Source organism: Citrobacter sp. EC_71 (assembly GCF_019584005.1).
Classification (GTDB): Bacteria; Pseudomonadota; Gammaproteobacteria; order Enterobacterales; family Enterobacteriaceae; genus Citrobacter; species Citrobacter werkmanii.
Window position 1 is genome coordinate 1 of sequence record NZ_VDAY01000002.1, and the last position, 19764, is coordinate 19764.

Annotated in this window: 18 protein-coding genes and 1 other RNA gene; 11 read left to right on the forward strand and 8 right to left on the reverse strand. The window is 54.2% G+C overall.

Annotated elements, in window-relative coordinates; translation table 11 throughout:
• Nucleotides 1-288: 288 nt before the first annotated feature.
• The 3 genes from argO to FHD02_RS01875 all read left to right on the forward strand — a co-directional run bounded on the left by argO (nucleotide 289) and on the right by FHD02_RS01875 (nucleotide 2783).
• Nucleotides 289-924, forward strand: coding sequence for an arginine exporter ArgO (gene argO, locus FHD02_RS01865; protein ID WP_137361308.1), 636 nt, complete (start codon nucleotides 289-291; stop codon nucleotides 922-924).
• 93 nt (nucleotides 925-1017) lie between these two features.
• Entirely contained in the window at nucleotides 1018-1764 is a 747-nt protein-coding gene (locus FHD02_RS01870; protein ID WP_003027002.1) for an oxidative stress defense protein, read from the forward strand.
• 122 nt (nucleotides 1765-1886) lie between these two features.
• Complete coding sequence (locus FHD02_RS01875) at nucleotides 1887-2783, forward strand: LysR family transcriptional regulator (RefSeq protein WP_137361307.1); 897 nt, start codon at nucleotides 1887-1889, stop codon at nucleotides 2781-2783.
• On the opposite strand, the gene FHD02_RS01880 is transcribed toward FHD02_RS01875, so the two are convergent.
• From FHD02_RS01880 to argP, 5 genes are all read right to left on the reverse strand, one after another.
• Nucleotides 2780-4246 (reverse strand): acetyl-CoA hydrolase/transferase family protein, encoded by a 1467-nt coding sequence (locus FHD02_RS01880; RefSeq protein ID WP_137361306.1) that lies wholly within the window; start codon nucleotides 4244-4246, stop codon nucleotides 2780-2782. The two genes, FHD02_RS01875 and FHD02_RS01880, sit on opposite strands and share 4 nt — an antisense overlap.
• Nucleotides 4247-4270: 24 nt before the next feature.
• On the reverse strand, nucleotides 4271-5056 hold the full coding sequence (scpB, locus tag FHD02_RS01885) for a methylmalonyl-CoA decarboxylase (RefSeq protein ID WP_061382429.1): 786 nt from the start codon (nucleotides 5054-5056) through the stop codon (nucleotides 4271-4273).
• A 10-nt stretch (nucleotides 5057-5066) separates the two neighbouring features.
• Nucleotides 5067-6062 carry a methylmalonyl Co-A mutase-associated GTPase MeaB gene (gene meaB / locus FHD02_RS01890; protein ID WP_137361305.1) on the reverse strand — a complete coding sequence of 332 codons (996 nt, stop codon included), beginning with the start codon at nucleotides 6060-6062 and terminating at the stop codon, nucleotides 5067-5069.
• A complete protein-coding gene (gene scpA / locus FHD02_RS01895; RefSeq protein WP_220393505.1) occupies nucleotides 6055-8199 on the reverse strand; it encodes a methylmalonyl-CoA mutase in 2145 nt (714 codons plus the stop codon). The genes meaB and scpA overlap by 8 nt, the downstream gene beginning before the upstream one ends.
• Nucleotides 8200-8432: 233 nt before the next feature.
• A complete protein-coding gene (gene argP, locus FHD02_RS01900) occupies nucleotides 8433-9326 on the reverse strand; it encodes a DNA-binding transcriptional regulator ArgP (RefSeq protein ID WP_032940465.1) in 894 nt (297 codons plus the stop codon).
• Between the two features lie 170 nt (nucleotides 9327-9496).
• On the opposite strand from argP, the gene rpiA reads away from it, so the two are divergent.
• Nucleotides 9497-10156: a ribose-5-phosphate isomerase RpiA gene (rpiA, locus tag FHD02_RS01905; RefSeq protein ID WP_016154364.1), complete on the forward strand. Its 660-nt coding sequence runs from the start codon at nucleotides 9497-9499 to the stop codon at nucleotides 10154-10156.
• Between the two features lie 270 nt (nucleotides 10157-10426).
• Nucleotides 10427-11659, forward strand: coding sequence for a phosphoglycerate dehydrogenase (gene serA / locus FHD02_RS01910; protein ID WP_137370427.1), 1233 nt, complete (start codon nucleotides 10427-10429; stop codon nucleotides 11657-11659).
• A 380-nt stretch (nucleotides 11660-12039) separates the two neighbouring features.
• Here serA and FHD02_RS01915 read toward each other — a convergent pair whose 3' ends face one another.
• From FHD02_RS01915 to zapA, 3 genes are all read right to left on the reverse strand, one after another.
• Nucleotides 12040-12636 (reverse strand): 5-formyltetrahydrofolate cyclo-ligase, encoded by a 597-nt coding sequence (locus FHD02_RS01915; protein WP_137361303.1) that lies wholly within the window; start codon nucleotides 12634-12636, stop codon nucleotides 12040-12042.
• A gap of 19 nt (nucleotides 12637-12655) precedes the next feature.
• A non-coding RNA gene (ssrS, locus tag FHD02_RS01920) (6S RNA) lies at nucleotides 12656-12839 on the reverse strand.
• A 41-nt stretch (nucleotides 12840-12880) separates the two neighbouring features.
• On the reverse strand, nucleotides 12881-13210 hold the full coding sequence (gene zapA, locus FHD02_RS01925; protein WP_003026980.1) for a cell division protein ZapA: 330 nt from the start codon (nucleotides 13208-13210) through the stop codon (nucleotides 12881-12883).
• A gap of 167 nt (nucleotides 13211-13377) precedes the next feature.
• Between zapA and FHD02_RS01930 the strand changes: the two genes are divergently transcribed.
• The 6 genes from FHD02_RS01930 (at nucleotide 13378) to gcvH (ending at nucleotide 19727) form a co-directional block, all read left to right on the forward strand.
• Nucleotides 13378-13956: a YecA family protein gene (locus FHD02_RS01930; RefSeq protein ID WP_137349424.1), complete on the forward strand. Its 579-nt coding sequence runs from the start codon at nucleotides 13378-13380 to the stop codon at nucleotides 13954-13956.
• Nucleotides 13957-13981: 25 nt separating this feature from the next.
• The gene (gene pepP / locus FHD02_RS01935) at nucleotides 13982-15307 is read left to right on the forward strand and encodes a Xaa-Pro aminopeptidase (protein ID WP_137361302.1); all 1326 of its coding nucleotides are present in this window, start codon (nucleotides 13982-13984) and stop codon (nucleotides 15305-15307) included.
• On the forward strand, nucleotides 15304-16482 hold the full coding sequence (gene ubiH, locus FHD02_RS01940) for a 2-octaprenyl-6-methoxyphenyl hydroxylase (RefSeq protein ID WP_220393506.1): 1179 nt from the start codon (nucleotides 15304-15306) through the stop codon (nucleotides 16480-16482). Before pepP ends, ubiH begins: the two co-directional genes overlap by 4 nt.
• An 81-nt stretch (nucleotides 16483-16563) precedes the next feature.
• Entirely contained in the window at nucleotides 16564-17766 is a 1203-nt protein-coding gene (gene ubiI, locus FHD02_RS01945) for an FAD-dependent 2-octaprenylphenol hydroxylase (protein ID WP_137361300.1), read from the forward strand.
• A 452-nt stretch (nucleotides 17767-18218) separates the two neighbouring features.
• Entirely contained in the window at nucleotides 18219-19313 is a 1095-nt protein-coding gene (gene gcvT / locus FHD02_RS01950) for a glycine cleavage system aminomethyltransferase GcvT (protein ID WP_220393507.1), read from the forward strand.
• Nucleotides 19314-19337: 24 nt separating this feature from the next.
• On the forward strand, nucleotides 19338-19727 hold the full coding sequence (gene gcvH / locus FHD02_RS01955; protein ID WP_006686886.1) for a glycine cleavage system protein GcvH: 390 nt from the start codon (nucleotides 19338-19340) through the stop codon (nucleotides 19725-19727).
• Nucleotides 19728-19764 lie beyond the last annotated feature (37 nt).

Genomic DNA, 19764 nt, shown 5'->3' on the forward strand with positions numbered 1-19764 from the left:
ATGGAATAACACTTGCGTACTACGACCGAAAAACCGAGAGTGTGCTCCGGATAGACTGAAAAGTGTTACCTATGTTCCCGGTCTGATCTGTCACCTATGTATCCGGTCATACACTTCGCTTATCCGGCCTGGTCAGATTTCTATACTGTAAGCCGGAAAGGCGTTAGCTGACATCCGGCAAAGAACCTCTCATTAATTCCTCTAATCCGCGATTAATAATATCCATTTCCGCTAATGATTCTCCCGCGCTATAGTCTGCTCCTAAGAGAAACAGTACGGGATAAAAACGTGTTATCGTATTACTTTCAAGGGCTTGCACTTGGTGCGGCCATGATACTTCCGCTTGGTCCGCAAAACGCCTTCGTGATGAATCAGGGCATTCGTCGCCAGTATCACATTATGATTGCATTACTCTGCGCCATCAGCGATCTGGTGCTGATTTGCGCGGGGATCTTCGGCGGTAGCGCCTTGCTGATGCAGTCGCCGTGGCTGATGGCGCTGGTCACCTGGGGCGGGGTCACATTTTTACTCTGGTACGGTTTCGGCGCGTTAAAAACGGCGATGAGCAGTAATCTGGAACTGGCCAGTGCTGAAGTAATGAAGCAAGGACGCTGGAAAATCATCGCCACGATGTTGGCGGTGACCTGGCTCAACCCACACGTTTATCTGGACACCTTTGTGGTGTTGGGGAGTCTGGGTGGTCAACTGGACGTGGAGCCTAAGCGCTGGTTTGCGCTGGGTACCGTCAGCGCCTCGTTCCTGTGGTTCTTTGGCCTGGCATTGCTGGCGGCCTGGCTGGCGCCGCGTCTGCGTACGGCTAAAGCACAGCGCATCATCAATACGTTAGTCGGATTAGTGATGTGGTTTATCGCTTTTCAACTGGCAAAAGAAGGCGTTACGCATGTTCATGCGCTGTTCAACTAAGTGTTGTCTGATGGACAATGCAGCGAGATCGGCTAAGCTTGCCTGCATGTGCCCTGAGTTTCGGGGTAATTAATGAAACATGGAGGAACGACCGTGAAGTTCAAAATAATGGCCCTGGCGGCATTAGTCGGATTCAGCGCACTATCGGTACAGGCAAATGAGTTGCCAAACGGACCGCACATCGTGACTTCCGGAACGGCAAGCGTGGATGCGACGCCTGATATCGCCACCCTGGCGATTGAAGTCAATGTTGCTGCGAAGGATGCGGCTTCAGCGAAGAAGCAAGCCGATGAGCGCGTGGCGCAATATCTGTCCTTCCTTGAGCAGAATCAGATAGCGAAGAAAGACATTAGCGCTGCCAACCTGCGCACGCAGCCGGACTACGATTACCAGAACGGCAAAAGCATCCTCAAAGGCTATCGTGCGGTGCGTACCGTTGAAGTGACGCTGCGTCAGCTGGACAAACTCAACGCTCTGCTTGATGGCGCACTTAAGGCCGGTCTGAATGAGATCCGTTCGGTATCGCTTGGCGTCGCCCAACCGGATGCCTACAAAGATAAGGCGCGTAAAGCGGCAATTGATGATGCAATTCATCAGGCTGAACAGCTGGCGGCGGGCTTTAACAGCAAACTGGGACCCGTTTATAGTGTGCGCTACCACGTGTCCAATTATCAGCCGAGCCCGATGGTACGGATGATGAAAGCAGATGCAGCGCCTGCGGCATCCGCTCAGGAAACCTACGAACAGCCGGTTATTCAGTTTGACGATCAGGTTGATGTGGTCTTCCAGATTGAACCGACGGCGGGGCAGCCGGCAGCAACGCCTGCCAAAACCCAGTAATCTTTCAAACCCGGCTTTCCAGTCGGGTTTTTTCTGTGTGTAACTGTAAAAATGAGATCTTACATCCAGTCTTTTGTTTCGGCGTAATGAGGATAGGCCATAGCGATTTTTAAGGGGACGCTATGGATATTTTTATCTCGAAAAAGATGCGTAATTTCATTCTGCTGGCGCAAACCAATAACATCGCCAGAGCGGCAGAAAAAATCCATATGACCGCATCGCCTTTCGGTAAAAGCATTGCCGCACTGGAAGATCAAATCGGCTATACGCTGTTTACCCGCAAAGATAACAACATCAGTCTGAATAAAGCCGGGCAGGAGTTGTATCAGAAACTGTTCCCTGTTTATCAGCGTCTCTCCGCTATTGATAACGAAATTCATAACGCCTCTCGCCGCTCGCGAGAAATCGTCATCGGCATCGATAATACCTATCCAACGATTATTTTTGACCAGTTAATTAGCCTTGGCGACAAGTACGATGGCGTAACGGCCCAGGCCGTTGAATTCAGCGAGAATGGGGTGATCGATAACCTGTTCGACCGGAAACTGGATTTTATTATCTCACCGCAGCACGTTTCCTCTCGCGTGCAGGAACTGGAAAATCTGGCGATTAGCGAGCTGTCTCCGTTGCGTCTGGGGTTTCTCGTTTCCCGGCGCTACGAGGAAAAACAGCCGCAGGAGCTGCTGCGCGAGCTGCCCTGGCTACAAATGCGCTTCCAGAATCGCGCCAACTTTGAGGCAATGCTCGATGCTTACATGCGGCCATGCGGAATTCATCCGACGATTATCTACCGTCCGTACAGCTTTATGGCCAAGATTAGCGCGGTGGAGCGCGGACAGTTTTTGACGGTGATCCCTCATTTTGCCTGGCGACTGGTTAACCCCTCGACGTTGAAATATTTCGATGCGCCCGGCAGTCCTATGTATATGCAGGAGTTTCTCTATTCGCTGAAAAACCATCGTTATACCGCCACGATGCTTCAGCATATTGCTGAAGATCGTGAGGGTACGGCAAGTTAACCGAGCATCGATCCGGTTTCGATCAGGTTACGATGCAGATCGAACGCATGGCTGAGATCGTGATGGATATGCCCGCCGGGCGCTCGCTCCAGATAGCGGTGCAGGTAGTCCCGATACAGAGGATGCGCACAGTTATCGATAATCGTGTGCGCCCGCTGCATCGGAGATAACCCACGCAGATCGGCAATTCCCTGTTCGGTGACGATCACTTTGACGCTATGTTCGCTGTGATCGACATGGCTACACATCGGTACGATGGTGGAGATTTTCCCGCCTTTGGCAATCGACGGCGCCATAAAGATCGACAGGTAGGCGTTGCGCTCGAAATCGCCGCTGCCGCCAATGCCATTCATCAGGTTCACACCTGCTACGTGTGTGGAATTGGCATGACCGTAGATGTCAAACTCCAGACCGACATTGAGCGCAATGACGCCCAGCCGACGAATGATTTCCGGGTTATTGGAAATCTCCTGCGGGCGCAGCACAATCCGGCTGGCGAAGAAGTCCATGTTGTCGTAAATCTTCTGCAACGACGGGGCTGAAATAGTCAAACTGGAGGCACTGGCGCCGGTTATCTTGCCCGTTTCCAGCAGATGCACCACAGATTCTTGCAACACCTCGGAATACATCATAAAGGGTGGAATATCCGGGTTCTCGCCCAGTCGCGCCATTACCGCGTTGTTGATATTGCCCACGCCGCTTTGTAAGGGCAGGAATTCCGCTGGGATGCGTTTGTGCGCCATTTCCGCCAGCAGAAATGTCACCACGTTATCGGCAATTTGCTGGCTGACCGGGTTGCTTTTATCCGCGGCATTTCCGGCATCGGGTAGTTCGGTATCCACGACCGCGATAATTTTTTTCGGGTCTATCTGCACACACTGGCTGCCCACGCGATCCATGGTGTGAAAAATCGGTACGCTGTTTCGCCGCGGCGGTGCGCCGGGTATCACAATGTCGGCAAACTCCGCCACGCGCGGGTTATGGTAATGATTCAGCTCGATAATCACCTTTTTCGCCCGCAGCAGCCAGGTCGGCGCGTTGCCGATGCCGCTGGAAAGCCAAATCCGACCATCTGGCGCAATGGCGGAGGCTTCAATGACGGCAACATCGATATCGCCAAAAAAGCCATAATTGACCATTTGCGCCACTTCGCTCAAATGGAGATCGACAAACCTCACCTGACCCTGATTAATTTTCTCGCGCAGGCCCGATGATGTTTGATAGGGAGCCCGCCAGGAAACAGCATCCGCCGCGGATAACGCATCATCAGCGGCAGCGCCAATTGATGCCCCGGTCAGCAGGCGGATTTGAAAAGGCTGCCCGACCTGATGCCGCTCGCAAGCGAGTTGAGCAATTGCGTTAGGTAATGCTTTTGGCGAACCCGCAGGGGTAAAGCCGCTGAATGCCACCATATCGTCGTGCTGGATAATTTCTGCCGCTTCTTCGGCACTCATCCGTTTCATGGCCGTCTCCTTCCTCGAGCGTGATTAATGGCCGACAAAATTGGGTTTACGTTTTTCCATAAACGCGTTCATCCCTTCCTGATAATCCTCGCTGTCGTACACCGCGCGGCGCATGCCCTGAATACGCTCAAATTCGTCTGAGTTCATGGTGTGCGCTTCGCCCAGCACGCGCAGTTCTTCTTTAATGACGGCGATGGCCAGCGGCGCTTTCTCCGAGATGTGGTGCGCCATTTGCAGAGTGAAATCCTCCAGTTCGTCGACAGGAACCACATGGTTGAGGATCCCGACGGCCATCGCACGCTGAGCGGTAATCGGCGAGGCGGTAAAGATAAGCTCTTTCACGATGTGGAACCCAGCATCGCGGGTCAGGTTGTGGATGCCGACCAGGTTATACGGTACCCCGAGGTTGACCGGTGTCATCGAGAAGGTAGAGGTTTCAGCGGCGATGATCAGATCGGAACTCATGATCATCTCAAACGCGCCGCCCCAGACGCTGCCTTCGACCATGGAGATCACCGGTTTTGGATATTTTTGGATCATGCGGGTGATCTGGCGCAGCGGATCGTCATAGGAGAGCGGATCGCGACGTCCGGAGGGGAGTTCATGAATATCATGTCCGGCAGAGAACACTTTGGCCCCGCTCGGGGCGCGCAGAATGATACAGCGAATTTCCGGACGATTAAGATCGCTAAGCGCCCGCATCAGATCGTCGATAAACACTTTGCTCAGCGCATTGAGTTTGCGGGTGTAATTGAACTCAATAACCGCGACTTTCTGGATGATGACTACGTTGACGTATTGATAAGACATAATGTTCTCTTTATTCAAAGTAATGATGCTGGATAAATTCACTGATGTGACGCAGACCGGTACGCGGCGAAAGGTCGTTATTTTTGACGGCCTGCAGCGTCTGCTGGAAATAACGGTCGAAATCAGTCCGGGTAAACAGCAGATGCAAAGCTTCTTCTTCAGCCTGCTTGTGTAACCAGTCCACCGCTTGCTGCTGACGGACTTTTTCCAGTCGACCGCTGACGGTAAGGCACGTTTTAAAGTCGGTTATCGCCTGCCAAATCTCCTCAATGCCACGTTTTTCCAGGGCGCTACAGGCCAGAACCTGCGGCTGCCACTCGTCATATTTGCGGCGCAGAATATGCAGAGCGGATTCGTACATATGGCGGGCGATGGCAACCTGGTTACGGTTATCACCGTCGTCCTTGTTGATGACGACCAGATCCGCCATCTCCATCAGGCCCTTTTTGATGCCCTGCAGATCGTCACCGCCGCCGGCAATTTGCAGTGAGATAAAGCAATCCACCATGCTGGCGACTTCGGTTTCTGACTGCCCGACGCCGACGGTTTCTACAATCACCACGTCAAAGCCCGCCGCCTCGCACAACAGCATTAATTCACGGGCGCGCTGGCTGGCGCCGCCTAAATGACCGCTGGAAGGCACCGGGCGGATAAATGCCGATTCTGCACGGGCCAGTTCCGTCATTCGGGTTTTATCGCCAAGAATGCTGCCGCCGCTAACGGGGCTACTGGGATCGACCGCGATCACTGCCACCCGTAATCCCCGGCGGATCAACAGCATACCGAACGTCTCCAGAAAGGTGCTTTTGCCCGCGCCCGGCGTGCCGGTGATGCCCAGACGCAGCGCGTTACCGGTGAACGGCATAATCGCGTCCAGCAATTGCGTACTCAATGGCTGGTGGCGTGGGTGGCTGCTCTCAACCAGCGTCATCGCCTGAGCAAGCGTGGCCCGTTCACCGCGCCGCAAGCGTCGGACGGCATCGTCAAGCGTGGCGGCGTTAATCATGATGCTGACTGATACGGGTCAACACATCGCGGACGCTGTCGAGCATCGGTGTGCCGGGGCCATAAATGGCGGCCACGCCATGCTCGTACAGGAAGGCGTAGTCCTGGGGGGGAATCACACCGCCTGCCACCACGCAGATATCTTCGCGTCCCCAGCCTTTCAGCGCCGTGACCAGTTCAGGGATCAACGTTTTATGCCCGGCAGCCAGTGACGATGCGCCTATGACATGCACATCGTTTTCTACCGCCAGACGGGCGATCTCTTCTGGCGTGGAGAACATCGGACTGAGATCGACATCGAAGCCGAGATCGGAGTAGGCGCTGGCGATCACTTTCGCGCCGCGATCGTGACCATCCTGGCCCATCTTGGCGATCAGGATCCGAGGTCGGCGACCATTTTCCGCGAGGAACTGTTCGGTTTGCGCAACAATGGCGTCGAACTCATCGGCGGATTTGTCGGACTGGTGATAGCTTTGCGCAATCACGCCGGTGACGCACTGGCTGGGAACCAGATAGCGGTCAAAAGCGGCTTCCAGCGCGTCGGAGATCTCACCGAGCGTGGCGCGAACGCGGGCGGCGTTAACGGCGGCGGCCAGCAGATTTTCATTATGCTGCGCGGCGTGGGTCAGCGCCGTTAGCGCGGCGTTGACGGCATCATTGTCGCGAGTTGCGCGGATATGCTGCAACGAAGCGATTTGCTCGTTGCGTACCTTCACGTTGTCGATTTCCAGCACCGACGTTTCGTCTTCTTTTTCCAGCTTATACTTGTTCACGCCAACGATGACGCGTTTACCCTGGTCGATCAGCGACTGCTCGCGCGCCGAAGCCTCTTCAATCATTCGTTTGGGAAGCCCAGCTTCAATCGCCTTTGCCATTCCGCCCGCTTCATCAATCTGTTTAATGATCGTGCGCGCCTGCTTCACGATTTGATCGGTCAATGATTCGACGTAGTACGATCCGGCCAGCGGATCGACGGTGCGGCAGATCTCTGACTCTTCCTGGATGATGATCTGCGTATTACGCGCGATGCGAGCGGAGAAATCGGTGGGTAGCCCGAGCGCTTCATCGAAGGCGTTGGTGTGCAGCGACTGGGTGCCGCCGAGCGTGGCACCGAGCGCTTCAATGGTTGTACGGATCACGTTGTTATAGGGATCCTGCTCGGTCAGACTCCAGCCGGAGGTCTGGCAGTGGGTACGCAGCGCGAGAGATTTCGGGTTGGTTGCGCCAAAACTGCTGACCGCCTCACTCCACAAATAGCGAGCCGCGCGCAGCATGGCGACGTTCATAAACAGATCCATGCCGATACCGAAGAAGAATGACAGTCGCGGGGCGAAGTCATCAATTTCCAGCCCGGCAGACAGTGCGGCTTTGATGTACTCAATGCCGTCAGCCAGCGTAAACGCCACCTGCTGGACGCAGTTCGCCCCAGCTTCCCCCATGTGATAACCGCTGATGCTGATGGTGTTATAGCGCGGCATATTGGCGGAGCACCAGGCGATGATGTCGGCGATGATGCGCATTGAGGGTTTTGGCGGATAAATGTAGGTGTTGCGGCACAGGTACTCTTTCAGAATATCGTTCTGAATGGTCCCGGTGAGCTGTTCCGGCGTTACGCCTTGTTCCTCAGCCGCGACGATATAAAACGCCAGTACCGGCAGCACCGCGCCGTTCATCGTCATCGACACCGACATCTTATCCAGCGGGATCTGATCAAACAGCACCTTCATATCTTCGACGGTATCGATCGCCACGCCCGCTTTGCCGACATCGCCCGCCACGCGCGGGTTGTCAGAGTCATAGCCGCGGTGGGTGGCAAGGTCAAAGGCAACGGAAAGCCCTTTTTGTCCGGCGGCGAGGTTGCGGCGGTAAAAGGCGTTGGATTCTTTGGCGGTAGAGAAACCGGCATACTGGCGGATGGTCCACGGCTGCGCGGTATACATGGTGGCGCGTGGGCCGCGCACGTAAGGCGGCAGGCCGGGCAGGGTGCCCGTGACTTCCAGATTATCGAGGTCAGCCTCGGTGTACAGCGGCTTGATGACAATCCCTTCCGCCGTCTGTCTTTCCAGCGACTCAACGGTTTTTTCCCGTCGACTGAGTTCTTTATTGGCAAGTGTTTGCCACTCTTGCACGTTAGCCATTTTTTGCTCCGTATTACGCAATAAGTTGAATCTTTACGAGATACGGTGAGCTTTTTCATTTGGCTTGTCGCCAGCAAAAAATAGCCAACAGCGCGTCGTTTTTTGCCGCGTGGTATGTTTTATTTTGTGATGTATTTCAAAGACGTGGCGGGAATAACATGAAAAAGCGGTAAGATGGGGTAGGCCGGATAAGGCGTTACGCCGCCATCCGGCACTCAGAGGCTACAAACAGTTTAATCCTGACGCAGTACGTTGTGACCGTAAGCCAGCAGCGCGTCGGTAACGTTGCGCATCATGCGGCTTTCCGGCGCAAAACGGTGCCAGTACAACATCCGACGCTGGAACAGGCCCGGCGTCAAGTCTATAAGCTCACCGCTTTCCAGCTCTTTTTCTATCTGTAAGTGCGGGATCATGCAGCAGGTCGTGCCCTGACGGGCCAACTGGACGAAGGCTTCAGACGAGTTAACGATATGGCACGGTACGCTGCCTGGCGGCAGGTCGAAGTTTTGTTGCAGGAACGCCTGATGCATATCATCAAGATGGTCAAACGCTACCGCCGGGGCTTTCAGTAGGGCAGAGCGGGTGACGCCGTTCGGGAAATAGCGCTCGGCGAACGCTTTTGAACCCACAAACAGGTAATCCAGCGCGCCAAGTTTATCCACCAGACAGCTTGGCAGCGCCTGATGTTGAATACTCACCGCACCGACCACTTCACCACGGCGCAGACGTTCCTGGGTGCGCGTTTCATCCTCAACCTGCAGGTTCAGGCGAATCGGCGAATTAGCCAGTACCGGGGCCAGCGCCGGAAGCAACCAGGTTGCCAGACTGTCGGCGTTCACCGCCAGCGAAAGCAGCAGCGGCGTGGAGCCAGTTTGCTCATCACCCAGCCACTCATCTTCCAGCAGTTCAACCTGGCGTAAAAGCGCCAGCAGTTTCTGCCCTTGTTCAGTAGGGCGAGGCGGTACGGTACGCACCAGCAGCGGCTGTCCGAACATATTCTCAAGCTGTTTTATGCGCTGTGAAACGGCGGATTGCGTGATGCACAGCTTTTGCGCCGCGCGCTCAAATCCTCGTTCACGAATAACCGCATCCAGTGCTTGTAGTGTTCTGTAGTCCGGACGTTTCATTGCTTTGGCGCACTCCTGAAATTTTTGCTTGTTCTGCACTATGACACAAATTTGGGTTGGGTAAAGACGAAATCAGCCACCTGGTAGCGGGTGTGGGGACATTTTTCTGCACAATGTTCTATAATGCGCGTGAATTTTCCCACCATATTCACACCACAGGCGAAACGATCATGACGCAGGATGAACTGAAAAAAGCAGTAGGATGGGCGGCACTTCAGTATGTACAGCCCGGTACCATTGTGGGCGTAGGTACAGGTTCAACAGCCGCACACTTTATTGATGCGCTGGGCACAATGAAAGGTCAGATTGAAGGCGCGGTGTCCAGTTCTGACGCCTCGACCGAAAAACTCAAAAGCCTTGGCATCCACGTGTTCGATCTTAACGAAGTGGACAGCCTCGGCGTTTACGTTGACGGCGCAGATGAAATCAACGGCCATATGCAGATGATTAAAGGCGGCGGCGCAGCGTTGACCCGTGAAAAAATCATTGCTTCCGTGGCGAAAAAATTTATCTGCATCGCTGACGCGTCTAAAGAAGTCGATATTCTCGGTAACTTCCCGTTGCCGGTAGAAGTTATCCCAATGGCGCGTAGCGCAGTGGCTCGCCAGTTGGTGAAGCTGGGCGGTCGTCCTGAATACCGTCAGGGCGTGGTAACTGACAATGGTAACGTGATCCTTGATGTGCACGGTCTGGAAATCCTCGACGCCATCGCGCTGGAAAACGCCATTAATGCGATTCCGGGCGTGGTAACCGTAGGTTTGTTCGCTAACCGTGGTGCGGATGTCGCGCTGATCGGTACCCCAGACGGCGTGAAAACTATCGTAAAATGATCTGATGGGAGCGTCTTCTCCCGTTAAAAAAATTTTGGCAGGGCAAATTTGGTGACTTGTATCACGTTTACAATATTGCCCTGCCGATCTCTCCAAAGAAAAAGTTATCGCCAGTATTTTCCTCTGACATTTCCCGCTGAATGACATTTCCTCAGCATGTCGACGCAAACGTTCATATTGCCGCAATATTATTTTTTGATATGTTGAAGAGGCGGATGAAAATCCCACACACAACACATCAGATTGAACAAAAAAGACAGGGTCGGGGAAATGGCAAAGGTATCACTGGAGAAAGATAAGATTAAATTTCTGCTGGTAGAAGGCGTGCATCAAAAAGCACTCGAAAGCCTTCGTGCAGCAGGTTATACCAACATCGAGTTTCACAAAGGCGCTCTGGACACCGAACAACTGAAAGAGTCCATCCGTGATGCTCACTTCATTGGCCTGCGATCCCGTACCCATCTGACTGAAGATGTAATTGCCGCCGCAGAAAAACTGGTCGCGATTGGTTGCTTCTGCATCGGCACCAACCAGGTTGATCTTAGCGCTGCGGCAAAGCGCGGGATCCCAGTGTTTAACGCGCCATTCTCTAACACACGTTCCGTTGCTGAACTGGTGATTGGCGAACTGCTGCTACTGTTACGCGGCGTACCAGAAGCGAACGCCAAAGCGCACCGCGGCGTGTGGAATAAACTGGCTACCGGCTCTTTTGAAGCGCGTGGCAAAAAACTGGGGATCATCGGCTACGGGCACATTGGTACTCAGTTAGGCATTCTGGCTGAATCACTGGGGATGCATGTTTATTTCTATGATATTGAAAATAAACTTCCGCTGGGTAACGCCACGCAGGTTCAGCATCTTTCCGACCTGCTCAATATGAGCGACGTGGTGAGCCTGCACGTGCCGGAAAATGCCTCCACCAAAAACCTGATGGGCGCGCGTGAGATTTCGCTGATGAAACCAGGCGCGCTGCTGATTAACGCCGCGCGCGGTACGGTGGTTGATATTCCAGCCCTGTGCGACGCGTTAGCGACCAAGCACCTGGCAGGGGCGGCAATTGACGTTTTCCCAACCGAACCGGCAACGAACAGCGATCCGTTCACTTCGCCGCTGTGTGATTTCGACAACGTGATCCTGACGCCGCATATTGGTGGTTCCACGCTGGAAGCGCAGGAAAATATCGGTCTGGAAGTGGCGGGGAAACTGATCAAGTATTCCGACAACGGCTCCACGCTGTCTGCGGTTAACTTCCCGGAAGTTTCGCTGCCGCTGCACGGTGGTCGTCGTCTGATGCACATTCACGAAAACCGTCCTGGCGTTCTGACCGCGCTGAACCAGATTTTTGCCGAGCAGGGCGTCAACATTGCCGCACAGTATCTGCAGACTTCCGCACAGGTAGGTTACGTGGTTATCGATATTGAAGCGGATGAAGATGTGGCAGAGAAAGCGCTACAGGCGATGAAAGCCCTTCCGGGAACCATTCGCGCTCGTCTGCTGTACTAATTTCCTCTATATGGGCAGGCGATGACCTGCCCATCTTTCCTCTGATTTCCCTGCCTCAAAATTTCTTTCTGTAACGCATACATTCTGTTTTCGAGCCTTGCCGCAATTGGCAACTAAAGGCAGTGCTGCGTGTTGTACAGCACTAAAAGAAATTTACGATAGGGGCTCAGCATCGCGCTGAAACGGGAAAGCCCCTACCGAAGCAGGGGCTCTAAAAAGGAAAGGGACGATGATGAGATACGTCATCATGCTGCTGATCCTGTTAATCATCGCTTGCCCAGCATATTAACAGAGAGTACGCAGGAGGGAGGTTCGCCTCCCTCACCCTTCACCGAGGAATTTAGGTCAAAAAAACGGCGCTGTCAATCGGCAAAAAACGGCTACCACTCCCAAATTTTGGATGGTGTCACCACCGCAGGCAGTGGGATATCCCACTCTTCGACAGGCAGCTTTTCCACTCGCTGACAATCGTGCGCGTAGCCTACCGGCTGGACCTTATGCTGCTGCCAGTTTTGCAACGTACGGTCATAAAATCCGCCGCCCATGCCCAGACGCTGCCCGTCTTCATCAAACGCGACTAACGGCGTAACCAGTACATCCAGCTTTGCCAGTGGCAATACGTCGCGGACATCAAGTCGTGGCTCCTGGATCTTTAAGCGGTTGGTCACCAGCGCACTCTGTGGATGATAGTGCAGGAACAGCAGGTTGCCAGGGCTAAAGGGATGAAGAACCGGAAGGTAGACGCGCTTACCCGCTCGCCACAGCTGTTCAATCAGCGGTTGGGTGTCGAGTTCGCCATCGAAAGAGAGAAACACCGCTACGGTATGGGCAAGAACAACAGGGGGAAAACTGAGCATTCTGGTCGCGGCTTGCTGACCAAAGTGTTGTTGCTGATCGCTGGTAAGCGCACGGCGACGCTGACGAATCAGTGTGCGTATTTCTTGTCGGGATAAAGGGAGTTCAGAAAGTAGTGTCATGGCTGTTGCCAGGTAGAAGGGAATCTCCGAGATGCCGCCGCAGGCTGTAACCCTTGAACCCTTGGTTCAAGGTGAATGCGTCGTCACAGTTTTAAGGCTTCTCGGACGGGCCGAGCATGCTCACCAACCGTGGAGCGCCACATTCTTGTGGTATGAAATATCGGCTCAGGGGACTGGCCCGCTTGCAAACATCTCAGAGAAATTTTGTCTTCACGGTCACTCTACCACAGTAAACCGAAAAGTGTTATTCAAAGTTTTGGCCCGTTTTTTCGGTTATGCGACCCTGATCAAGCAACGCTTGTTCGATGGTCTGTTGCAGCATCCGAATACGTTGTTCCATGCTCGCCGCGTACTCACGCGTCTTCGCTTTTTCCTGAGTTAATTCATAGCTGATGTTCAACGCGGCGATGAAAACCAACTGCTCAGTATTTGTGACTCTAGTGCGAACTTTCAGATCTTGCAATCGCTGATTGAGATCGTCCGCAGCCTGATTCAACGCATCCCTTTGTTCAGGCGGGCAATTCACTCGCAGTGAACGGCCAAATATTTGGATATCGACGGGTTGTGCAGACATGCCACCTTCCTGCTGATTGACTGCGCTGCCTTCGTCTCCAGACCTTGGGTCCGCGAAGGGGCGACACTATAGCTACCCTGGTATCAAGATACAAGCCCTTTTCTGGTCCACCAGGGTCCAAAGTGGTAGCATATCATGAATATTCCTCCCTTTGATGACGAATGCTTATGTCTATACAGAACGAAATGCCTGGCTACAGCGAAGTTAGCCAGTTTTTGAACCAACAAGGGGCTGGATTAACCCCGGCCGAAATGCACGGCTTAATCAGCGGGATGATTTGTGGTGGCAACAACGACAGCTCATGGCAGCCGCTGTTGCACGACCTGACGAACGAAGGTCTGGCCTTTGGTCACGAGCTGGCTCAGGCACTGCTGAAAATGCACTCTGCTACCAGCGATGCCCTTGAGGACGACGGTTTCCTTTTTCAGCTTTTTCTGCCTGAAGGTGATGACGTCAGCGTGTTCGATCGCGCCGATGCGCTGGCTGGCTGGGTAAACCACTTTCTGCTGGGTCTCGGCGTTACGCAGCCTAAGCTCGACAAAGTGACCGGCGAAACCGGTGAAGCGATTGACGACCTGCGCAATATCGCTCAGTTGGGATATGACGAAGACGAAGATCAGGAAGAGCTGGAAATGTCGCTCGAAGAGATCATCGAATACGTGCGCGTAGCCGCCTTGCTGTGCCATGACACGTTTACGCGTCAGCAGCCGACGGCGCCGGAAGTCCGCAAACCGACTCTGCACTAAATACAACAACGCCAAGGAGAGTGTTATGAGTGAGATATCTCAGCAAGAATTCCAGCGTCGTCGTCAGGCTTTGCTGGCACAAATGCAGCCCGGCAGCGCCGCGCTGATTTTTGCCGCGCCGGAAGCGACGCGCAGCGCGGACAGTGAATACCCGTACCGCCAGAACAGTGATTTCTGGTATTTCACCGGCTTTAACGAGCCTGAAGCCGTGCTGGTGCTGATTAAAAGTGATGACACTCATAACCACAGTGTTTTGTTCAACCGGGTTCGCGACCTGACGGCGGAGATCTGGTTTGGCCGCCGTCTGGGCCAGGATGCCGCACCGGCAAAACTCGGCGTTGATCGGGCGCTGGCCTTCAGTGAAATCAATCAACAGTTGCATCTGCTGCTCAATGGTCTGGACGCGGTGTATCACGCTCAGGGCGAATATGGCTGGGCCGACGAAATTGTCTGCACGGCGCTGGATAAACTGCGCAAAGGCTCCAGACAAAATCTGCACGCGCCCGCTGCGATCATCGACTGGCGTCCGATGGTGCATGAGATGCGCCTGTTCAAATCACCGGAAGAGATTGCGATCATGCGCCGTGCCGGAGAGATCACCGCCCTGGCGCATACCCGCGCGATGGAAAAATGTCGTCCGGGGATGTTTGAATACCAACTGGAAGGGGAGATTCACCACGAATTTACCCGCCACGGCGCGCGTTATCCGTCCTATAACACCATTGTCGGAAGCGGTGAAAACGGCTGTATTCTGCATTACACCGAAAATGAAAGTGAAATGCGCGATGGCGAGCTGGTGCTGATTGACGCTGGCTGTGAATACAAAGGCTATGCGGGCGACATTACCCGTACCTTCCCGGTTAATGGCAAATTTACCCCCGCGCAGCGTGAAATCTACGATATCGTACTGGAATCCCTGGAGACCAGCCTACGTCTGTATCGCCCCGGAACCTCCATTCAGGACGTCACCGGTGAAGTTGTGCGCATCATGATTACCGGTCTGGTGAAGCTTGGCATTCTGCACGGCGACGTCGACCAGTTAATTACCGAGAATGCGCATCGCCCATACTTTATGCATGGTCTTAGCCACTGGCTGGGGCTGGATGTGCACGACGTTGGCGTTTATGGTCAGGATCGTTCGCGTATCCTTGAGCCAGGAATGGTGCTTACCGTCGAGCCAGGGTTATATATCGCACCGGATGCCGATGTACCGGCTGCTTATCGTGGCATTGGCATTCGTATAGAAGATGACATCCTCATCACCGAAGACGGTAACGAAAACCTGACCTCCAGCGTGGTGAAGAAAGCTGATGATATTGAAGCCTTAATGGCTGCGGCGCGACTGCAATGAGCGTAATTATCGTCGGTGGTGGCATGGTCGGTGCGACGCTGGCGCTGGCCATTTCCCAGCTCAGTCATGGGACGCTGCCAGTTCATCTGATAGAAGCGAGCGAACCTGAAACTGACCGTCATCCTGGGTTTGACGCCCGGGCGATTGCGCTGGCGGCAGGAACCTGTCAGCAGTTGGCGCGAATTGGCGTGTGGCAGGCGATTGCCGATTGCGCAACGGCAATCAAAACGGTCCACGTCAGCGATCGCGGCCATGCCGGATTTGTTACGCTGGATGCGCAGGAATATCGTCTCCCGGCGCTGGGTCAGGTGGTGGAACTCCACGATGTTGGGCTGCGTCTGTTTGCGCTACTGCGTAAAGCGCCGGGCGTCACGCTACATTGTCCCGATCGCGTAGCCAGCGTGGCGCGTACGCAGGAACATGTTGAGGTCACGCTGGAAAATGGCGAGGTTATTACCGGTCGCGTGGTGGTCGCCGCTGACGGTACGCGTTCCGCGCTGGCTACCGCCTGCGGCGTGGACTGGCTGCAGCAGCCTTATGAACAACTGGCGGTAATCGCCAATGTCACGACCTCCGTTCCTCACGATGGGCGAGCGTTTGAACGCTTCACGCAGCATGGCCCTCTGGCAATGCTGCCGATGTCTGATGGTCGCTGCTCGCTGGTATGGTGCCACCCGCTGGAGCTGCGTGATGAGATCATGGCCTGGTCCGACGAACGGTTTTGTCGTGAATTGCAAACTGCGTTTGGCTGGCGGCTGGGGCGTATTACCCAGGCCGGTAAACGCAGCGCTTATCCGTTGTCATTAACTACTGCGCTGAAGGCGATTACCCATCGTACCGTGCTGGTGGGGAATGCTGCCCAGACGCTGCATCCTATTGCCGGACAAGGTTTCAACCTTGGTCTGCGCGACGTAATGAGCCTGGCTGAGACGTTAACTCAGGCGCAAAACTGCGCGGAAGATATTGGTGATTACGCAGTGCTGGCACGCTATCAGCAACGCCGCGAGCGCGATCGCGAAACGACGATTGGTGTGACCAACAATTTAGTGTATTTGTTTGCCAATCGCTGGGCTCCGCTGGTTGTTGGCCGCAATGTCGGGCTGATGGCGATGGAATTATTCACACCCGCGCGCGATGCGCTGGCGGAGCGGACCCTGGGTTGGGTTGCGCGATAAATATGGCCTGTAGGCCGGATGGCGGCGTAAACGCCTTATCCGGTCTACGGTTTTGATTGTTCCGGTTTCCAGGAGTAAACAGTGCAAAGTGTTGATGTAGCAATTGTCGGTGGCGGCATGGTGGGACTGGCGGTTGCCTGCGGCTTGCAGGGCAGCGGGTTACGCGTTGCGGTGTTAGAACAACATGTTCCGCAGCCGTTGGCGGCGGATGCAGCTCCTCAGCTTCGCGTGTCGGCAATCAATGCCGCCAGTGAAAAACTGCTTACTCGTTTGGGCGTCTGGTCAGATATCGTTGCCCGTCGCGCGTGCTGCTATCACGGTATGGAAGTCTGGGACAAAGACAGCTTCGGGCGCATTGAATTTGACGACCAGAGCATGGGCTACAGCCATTTGGGCCACATTGTCGAAAACTCAGAGATCCATTACGCGCTGTGGCAAAAGGCGCAGCGTTCGCCGGATATTACGCTGCTGGCACCCGCTGAAATACAGCAGGTAGCCTGGGGTGAGAACGAGGCATTTCTGACCCTGAAAGAGGGCGCAATGCTGACGGCTCGCCTGGTGATCGGCGCGGATGGCGCTAACTCCTGGCTGCGTAATAAAGCAGACATTCCGCTCACCTTCTGGGATTACCGTCATCATGCGCTGGTGGCGACGATCCGTACGCAGGAAGCCCACGGCGCGGTTGCGCGCCAGGCGTTTCACGGCGAGGGTATCCTGGCATTCCTGCCGCTCAGTGACCCGCATCTGTGCTCTATCGTCTGGTCACTTTCTCCGCAGGAAGCCGAACGCATGCAGCAGGCAAGCGTTGAGGAGTTTAATCAGGCGCTGAATATCGCTTTTGATAACCGTCTGGGACTGTGCAGCGTTGAAAGCGAACGGCAGACGTTTCCGCTGACGGGACGCTATGCGCGTCAGTTCGCCGCCCATCGTCTGGCGCTGGTGGGGGATGCGGCGCATACTATCCATCCGCTGGCAGGTCAGGGGGTTAACCTCGGCTTTATGGATGCGGCAGAGCTTATCGATGAGCTTAAGCGGCTACAACGTCAGGGCAAAGATATTGGCCAGTATCTCTATTTGCGTCGCTATGAGCGCAGCCGTAAGCACAGCGCAGCAATGATGCTGGCCGGTATGCAGGGCTTCCGTGAACTGTTTGCTGGTGAGAATCCGGCGAAGAAACTGCTGCGTGATATTGGTCTGAAACTGGCCGATACCCTTCCGGGCGTAAAACCGCAGCTCATCCGTCAGGCGATGGGACTGAACGATCTTCCCGAGTGGCTACGTTAGCGTCCGTAAGGACAATCTTAAGAGTTTGAGACCCGTCACATTTTCCTCTCCCGGCCCTCGCGCCGGGATGCTTCTCTCATTTGAAATAATCTAATTCCACACCTTTTTTCGCATTAGTTTTTTTAATATCACGTTTTTTTCATAACGCCATTTTTGACATTTTTTCCACATTTAATGTTGTTTACTGCTGATTACTCTGCCTTGTTTATGCTTATTATTCTGATTTTTTCGTGTGGTTATGGGTTTTTATTCTGTCGTCGATCTGGCCATTTTTTGCCATAAGCTAATGTGATGGCTAATTTTGCCTTATGGTTTAGCGTCTGTTTCGGTGGTAAGTTCAGGACAAAGAGAACGTTTGCGTCGTAGCCCCTGGAGCGGCTGCGGTGCTGGGTTTCGTGGCGAAAATTTCACCGCGAAAGAGTTGGTAGCCCCGCTTATTCAACGAGGAAAAGATGGCTCAACAGACTCCTTTGTACGAACAACACACGCTATGTGGCGCGCGCATGGTAGATTTCCATGGCTGGATGATGCCACTGCATTACGGTTCTCAGCTCGATGAACACCATGCTGTTCGCACCGATGCCGGTATGTTTGATGTGTCGCATATGACCATCGTCGACCTGCGCGGCAGCCGCACCCGGGAGTTCTTGCGTTATCTGCTGGCAAACGACGTCGCGAAGCTAACGAAGACGGGTAAAGCCCTCTACTCCGGTATGCTTAACGCATCGGGCGGCGTGATAGATGACCTGATTGTCTATTACTTCACTGAAGATTTCTTCCGCCTCGTTGTAAACTCCGCCACCCGCGAAAAAGACCTCTCCTGGATTACCCAACACGCTGAACCTTACGCCATCGACATCACCGTTCGTGACGACCTGTCGCTGATTGCGGTGCAGGGGCCAAACGCGCAGGAAAAAGCAGCAACGTTGTTTACTGACGAACAGCGCCATGCGGTAGAAGGTATGAAGCCGTTCTTCGGCGTTCAGGCGGGTGATTTGTTTATCGCAACCACCGGTTATACCGGCGAAGCAGGCTATGAAATTGCCATGCCGAATGAAAAAGCGGCTGATTTCTGGCGTGCGCTGGTACAGGCAGGCGTCAAACCTTGCGGTCTGGGTGCGCGTGACACGCTACGCCTGGAAGCGGGCATGAACCTGTACGGTCAGGAGATGGACGAAGGGATTTCTCCACTGGAAGCCAACATGAGCTGGACCATTGCGTGGGAACCTGCCGACCGCGACTTTATTGGTCGTGAAGCGCTGGAAATGCAGCGTGAAAAAGGCCACGAACAGCTGGTCGGACTGGTGATGACCGAGAAGGGCGTGCTGCGTAATGAACTGCCAGTGCGTTTCACTGACGCTTCCGGTAACCAACATGAAGGCATTATCACCAGCGGAACATTCTCCCCAACCCTGGGTTACAGCATCGCGCTGGCGCGTGTCCCTGCGGGTATTGGTGAGACCGCGATCGTGCAGATCCGTAACCGCGAAATGCCAGTAAAAGTCACTAAACCTGTTTTTGTGCGTAACGGCAAAGCCGTCGCGTGATTCATCCTTTTTGGAGATTGATTGATGAGCAACGTACCTGCAGAACTGAAATACAGCAAAGAACACGAATGGCTGCGCAAAGAAGCTGACGGCTCTTACACCGTTGGTATCACCGAACATGCTCAGGAGCTGTTGGGTGACATGGTTTTCGTAGACCTGCCAGAAGTTGGTGCCACCGTCAGCGCGGGCGATGACTGCGCCGTTGCGGAATCCGTAAAAGCGGCTTCTGATATTTATGCGCCGGTAAGCGGTGAGATTGTTGCGGTTAACGACGCGCTGAGCGACTCCCCGGAACTGGTCAACAGCGAACCGTATGCCGGTGGCTGGATCTTCAAAATCAAAGCCAGCGATGAAAGCGAAATCGAATCGCTGCTGGATGCCACTGCGTACGAAGCATTGTTAGAAGACGAATAATGTTGTGCCGGATGGTGCTAATGCTTATCCGGCCTAC

Bases quoted from the DNA above. Each gene is read 5' to 3' on its own strand.
- FHD02_RS01915 (WP_137361303.1), bottom strand. From the start codon at position 12,636: ATGACACTACTTTCTGAACTCCCTTTATCCCGACAAGAAATACGCACA.
- serA (WP_137370427.1), top strand. From the start codon at position 10,427: ATGGCAAAGGTATCACTGGAGAAAGATAAGATTAAATTTCTGCTGGTA.
- gcvH (WP_006686886.1), top strand. From the start codon at position 19,338: ATGAGCAACGTACCTGCAGAACTGAAATACAGCAAAGAACACGAATGG.
- meaB (WP_137361305.1), bottom strand. From the start codon at position 6,062: ATGATTAACGCCGCCACGCTTGACGATGCCGTCCGACGCTTGCGGCGC.
- scpB (WP_061382429.1), bottom strand. From the start codon at position 5,056: ATGTCTTATCAATACGTCAACGTAGTCATCATCCAGAAAGTCGCGGTT.
- argP (WP_032940465.1), bottom strand. From the start codon at position 9,326: ATGAAACGTCCGGACTACAGAACACTACAAGCACTGGATGCGGTTATT.
- FHD02_RS01930 (WP_137349424.1), top strand. From the start codon at position 13,378: ATGTCTATACAGAACGAAATGCCTGGCTACAGCGAAGTTAGCCAGTTT.
- scpA (WP_220393505.1), bottom strand. From the start codon at position 8,199: ATGGCTAACGTGCAAGAGTGGCAAACACTTGCCAATAAAGAACTCAGT.
- ubiH (WP_220393506.1), top strand. From the start codon at position 15,304: ATGAGCGTAATTATCGTCGGTGGTGGCATGGTCGGTGCGACGCTGGCG.
- FHD02_RS01880 (WP_137361306.1), bottom strand. From the start codon at position 4,246: ATGAAACGGATGAGTGCCGAAGAAGCGGCAGAAATTATCCAGCACGAC.
- pepP (WP_137361302.1), top strand. From the start codon at position 13,982: ATGAGTGAGATATCTCAGCAAGAATTCCAGCGTCGTCGTCAGGCTTTG.
- rpiA (WP_016154364.1), top strand. From the start codon at position 9,497: ATGACGCAGGATGAACTGAAAAAAGCAGTAGGATGGGCGGCACTTCAG.
- zapA (WP_003026980.1), bottom strand. From the start codon at position 13,210: ATGTCTGCACAACCCGTCGATATCCAAATATTTGGCCGTTCACTGCGA.
- gcvT (WP_220393507.1), top strand. From the start codon at position 18,219: ATGGCTCAACAGACTCCTTTGTACGAACAACACACGCTATGTGGCGCG.
- FHD02_RS01875 (WP_137361307.1), top strand. From the start codon at position 1,887: ATGGATATTTTTATCTCGAAAAAGATGCGTAATTTCATTCTGCTGGCG.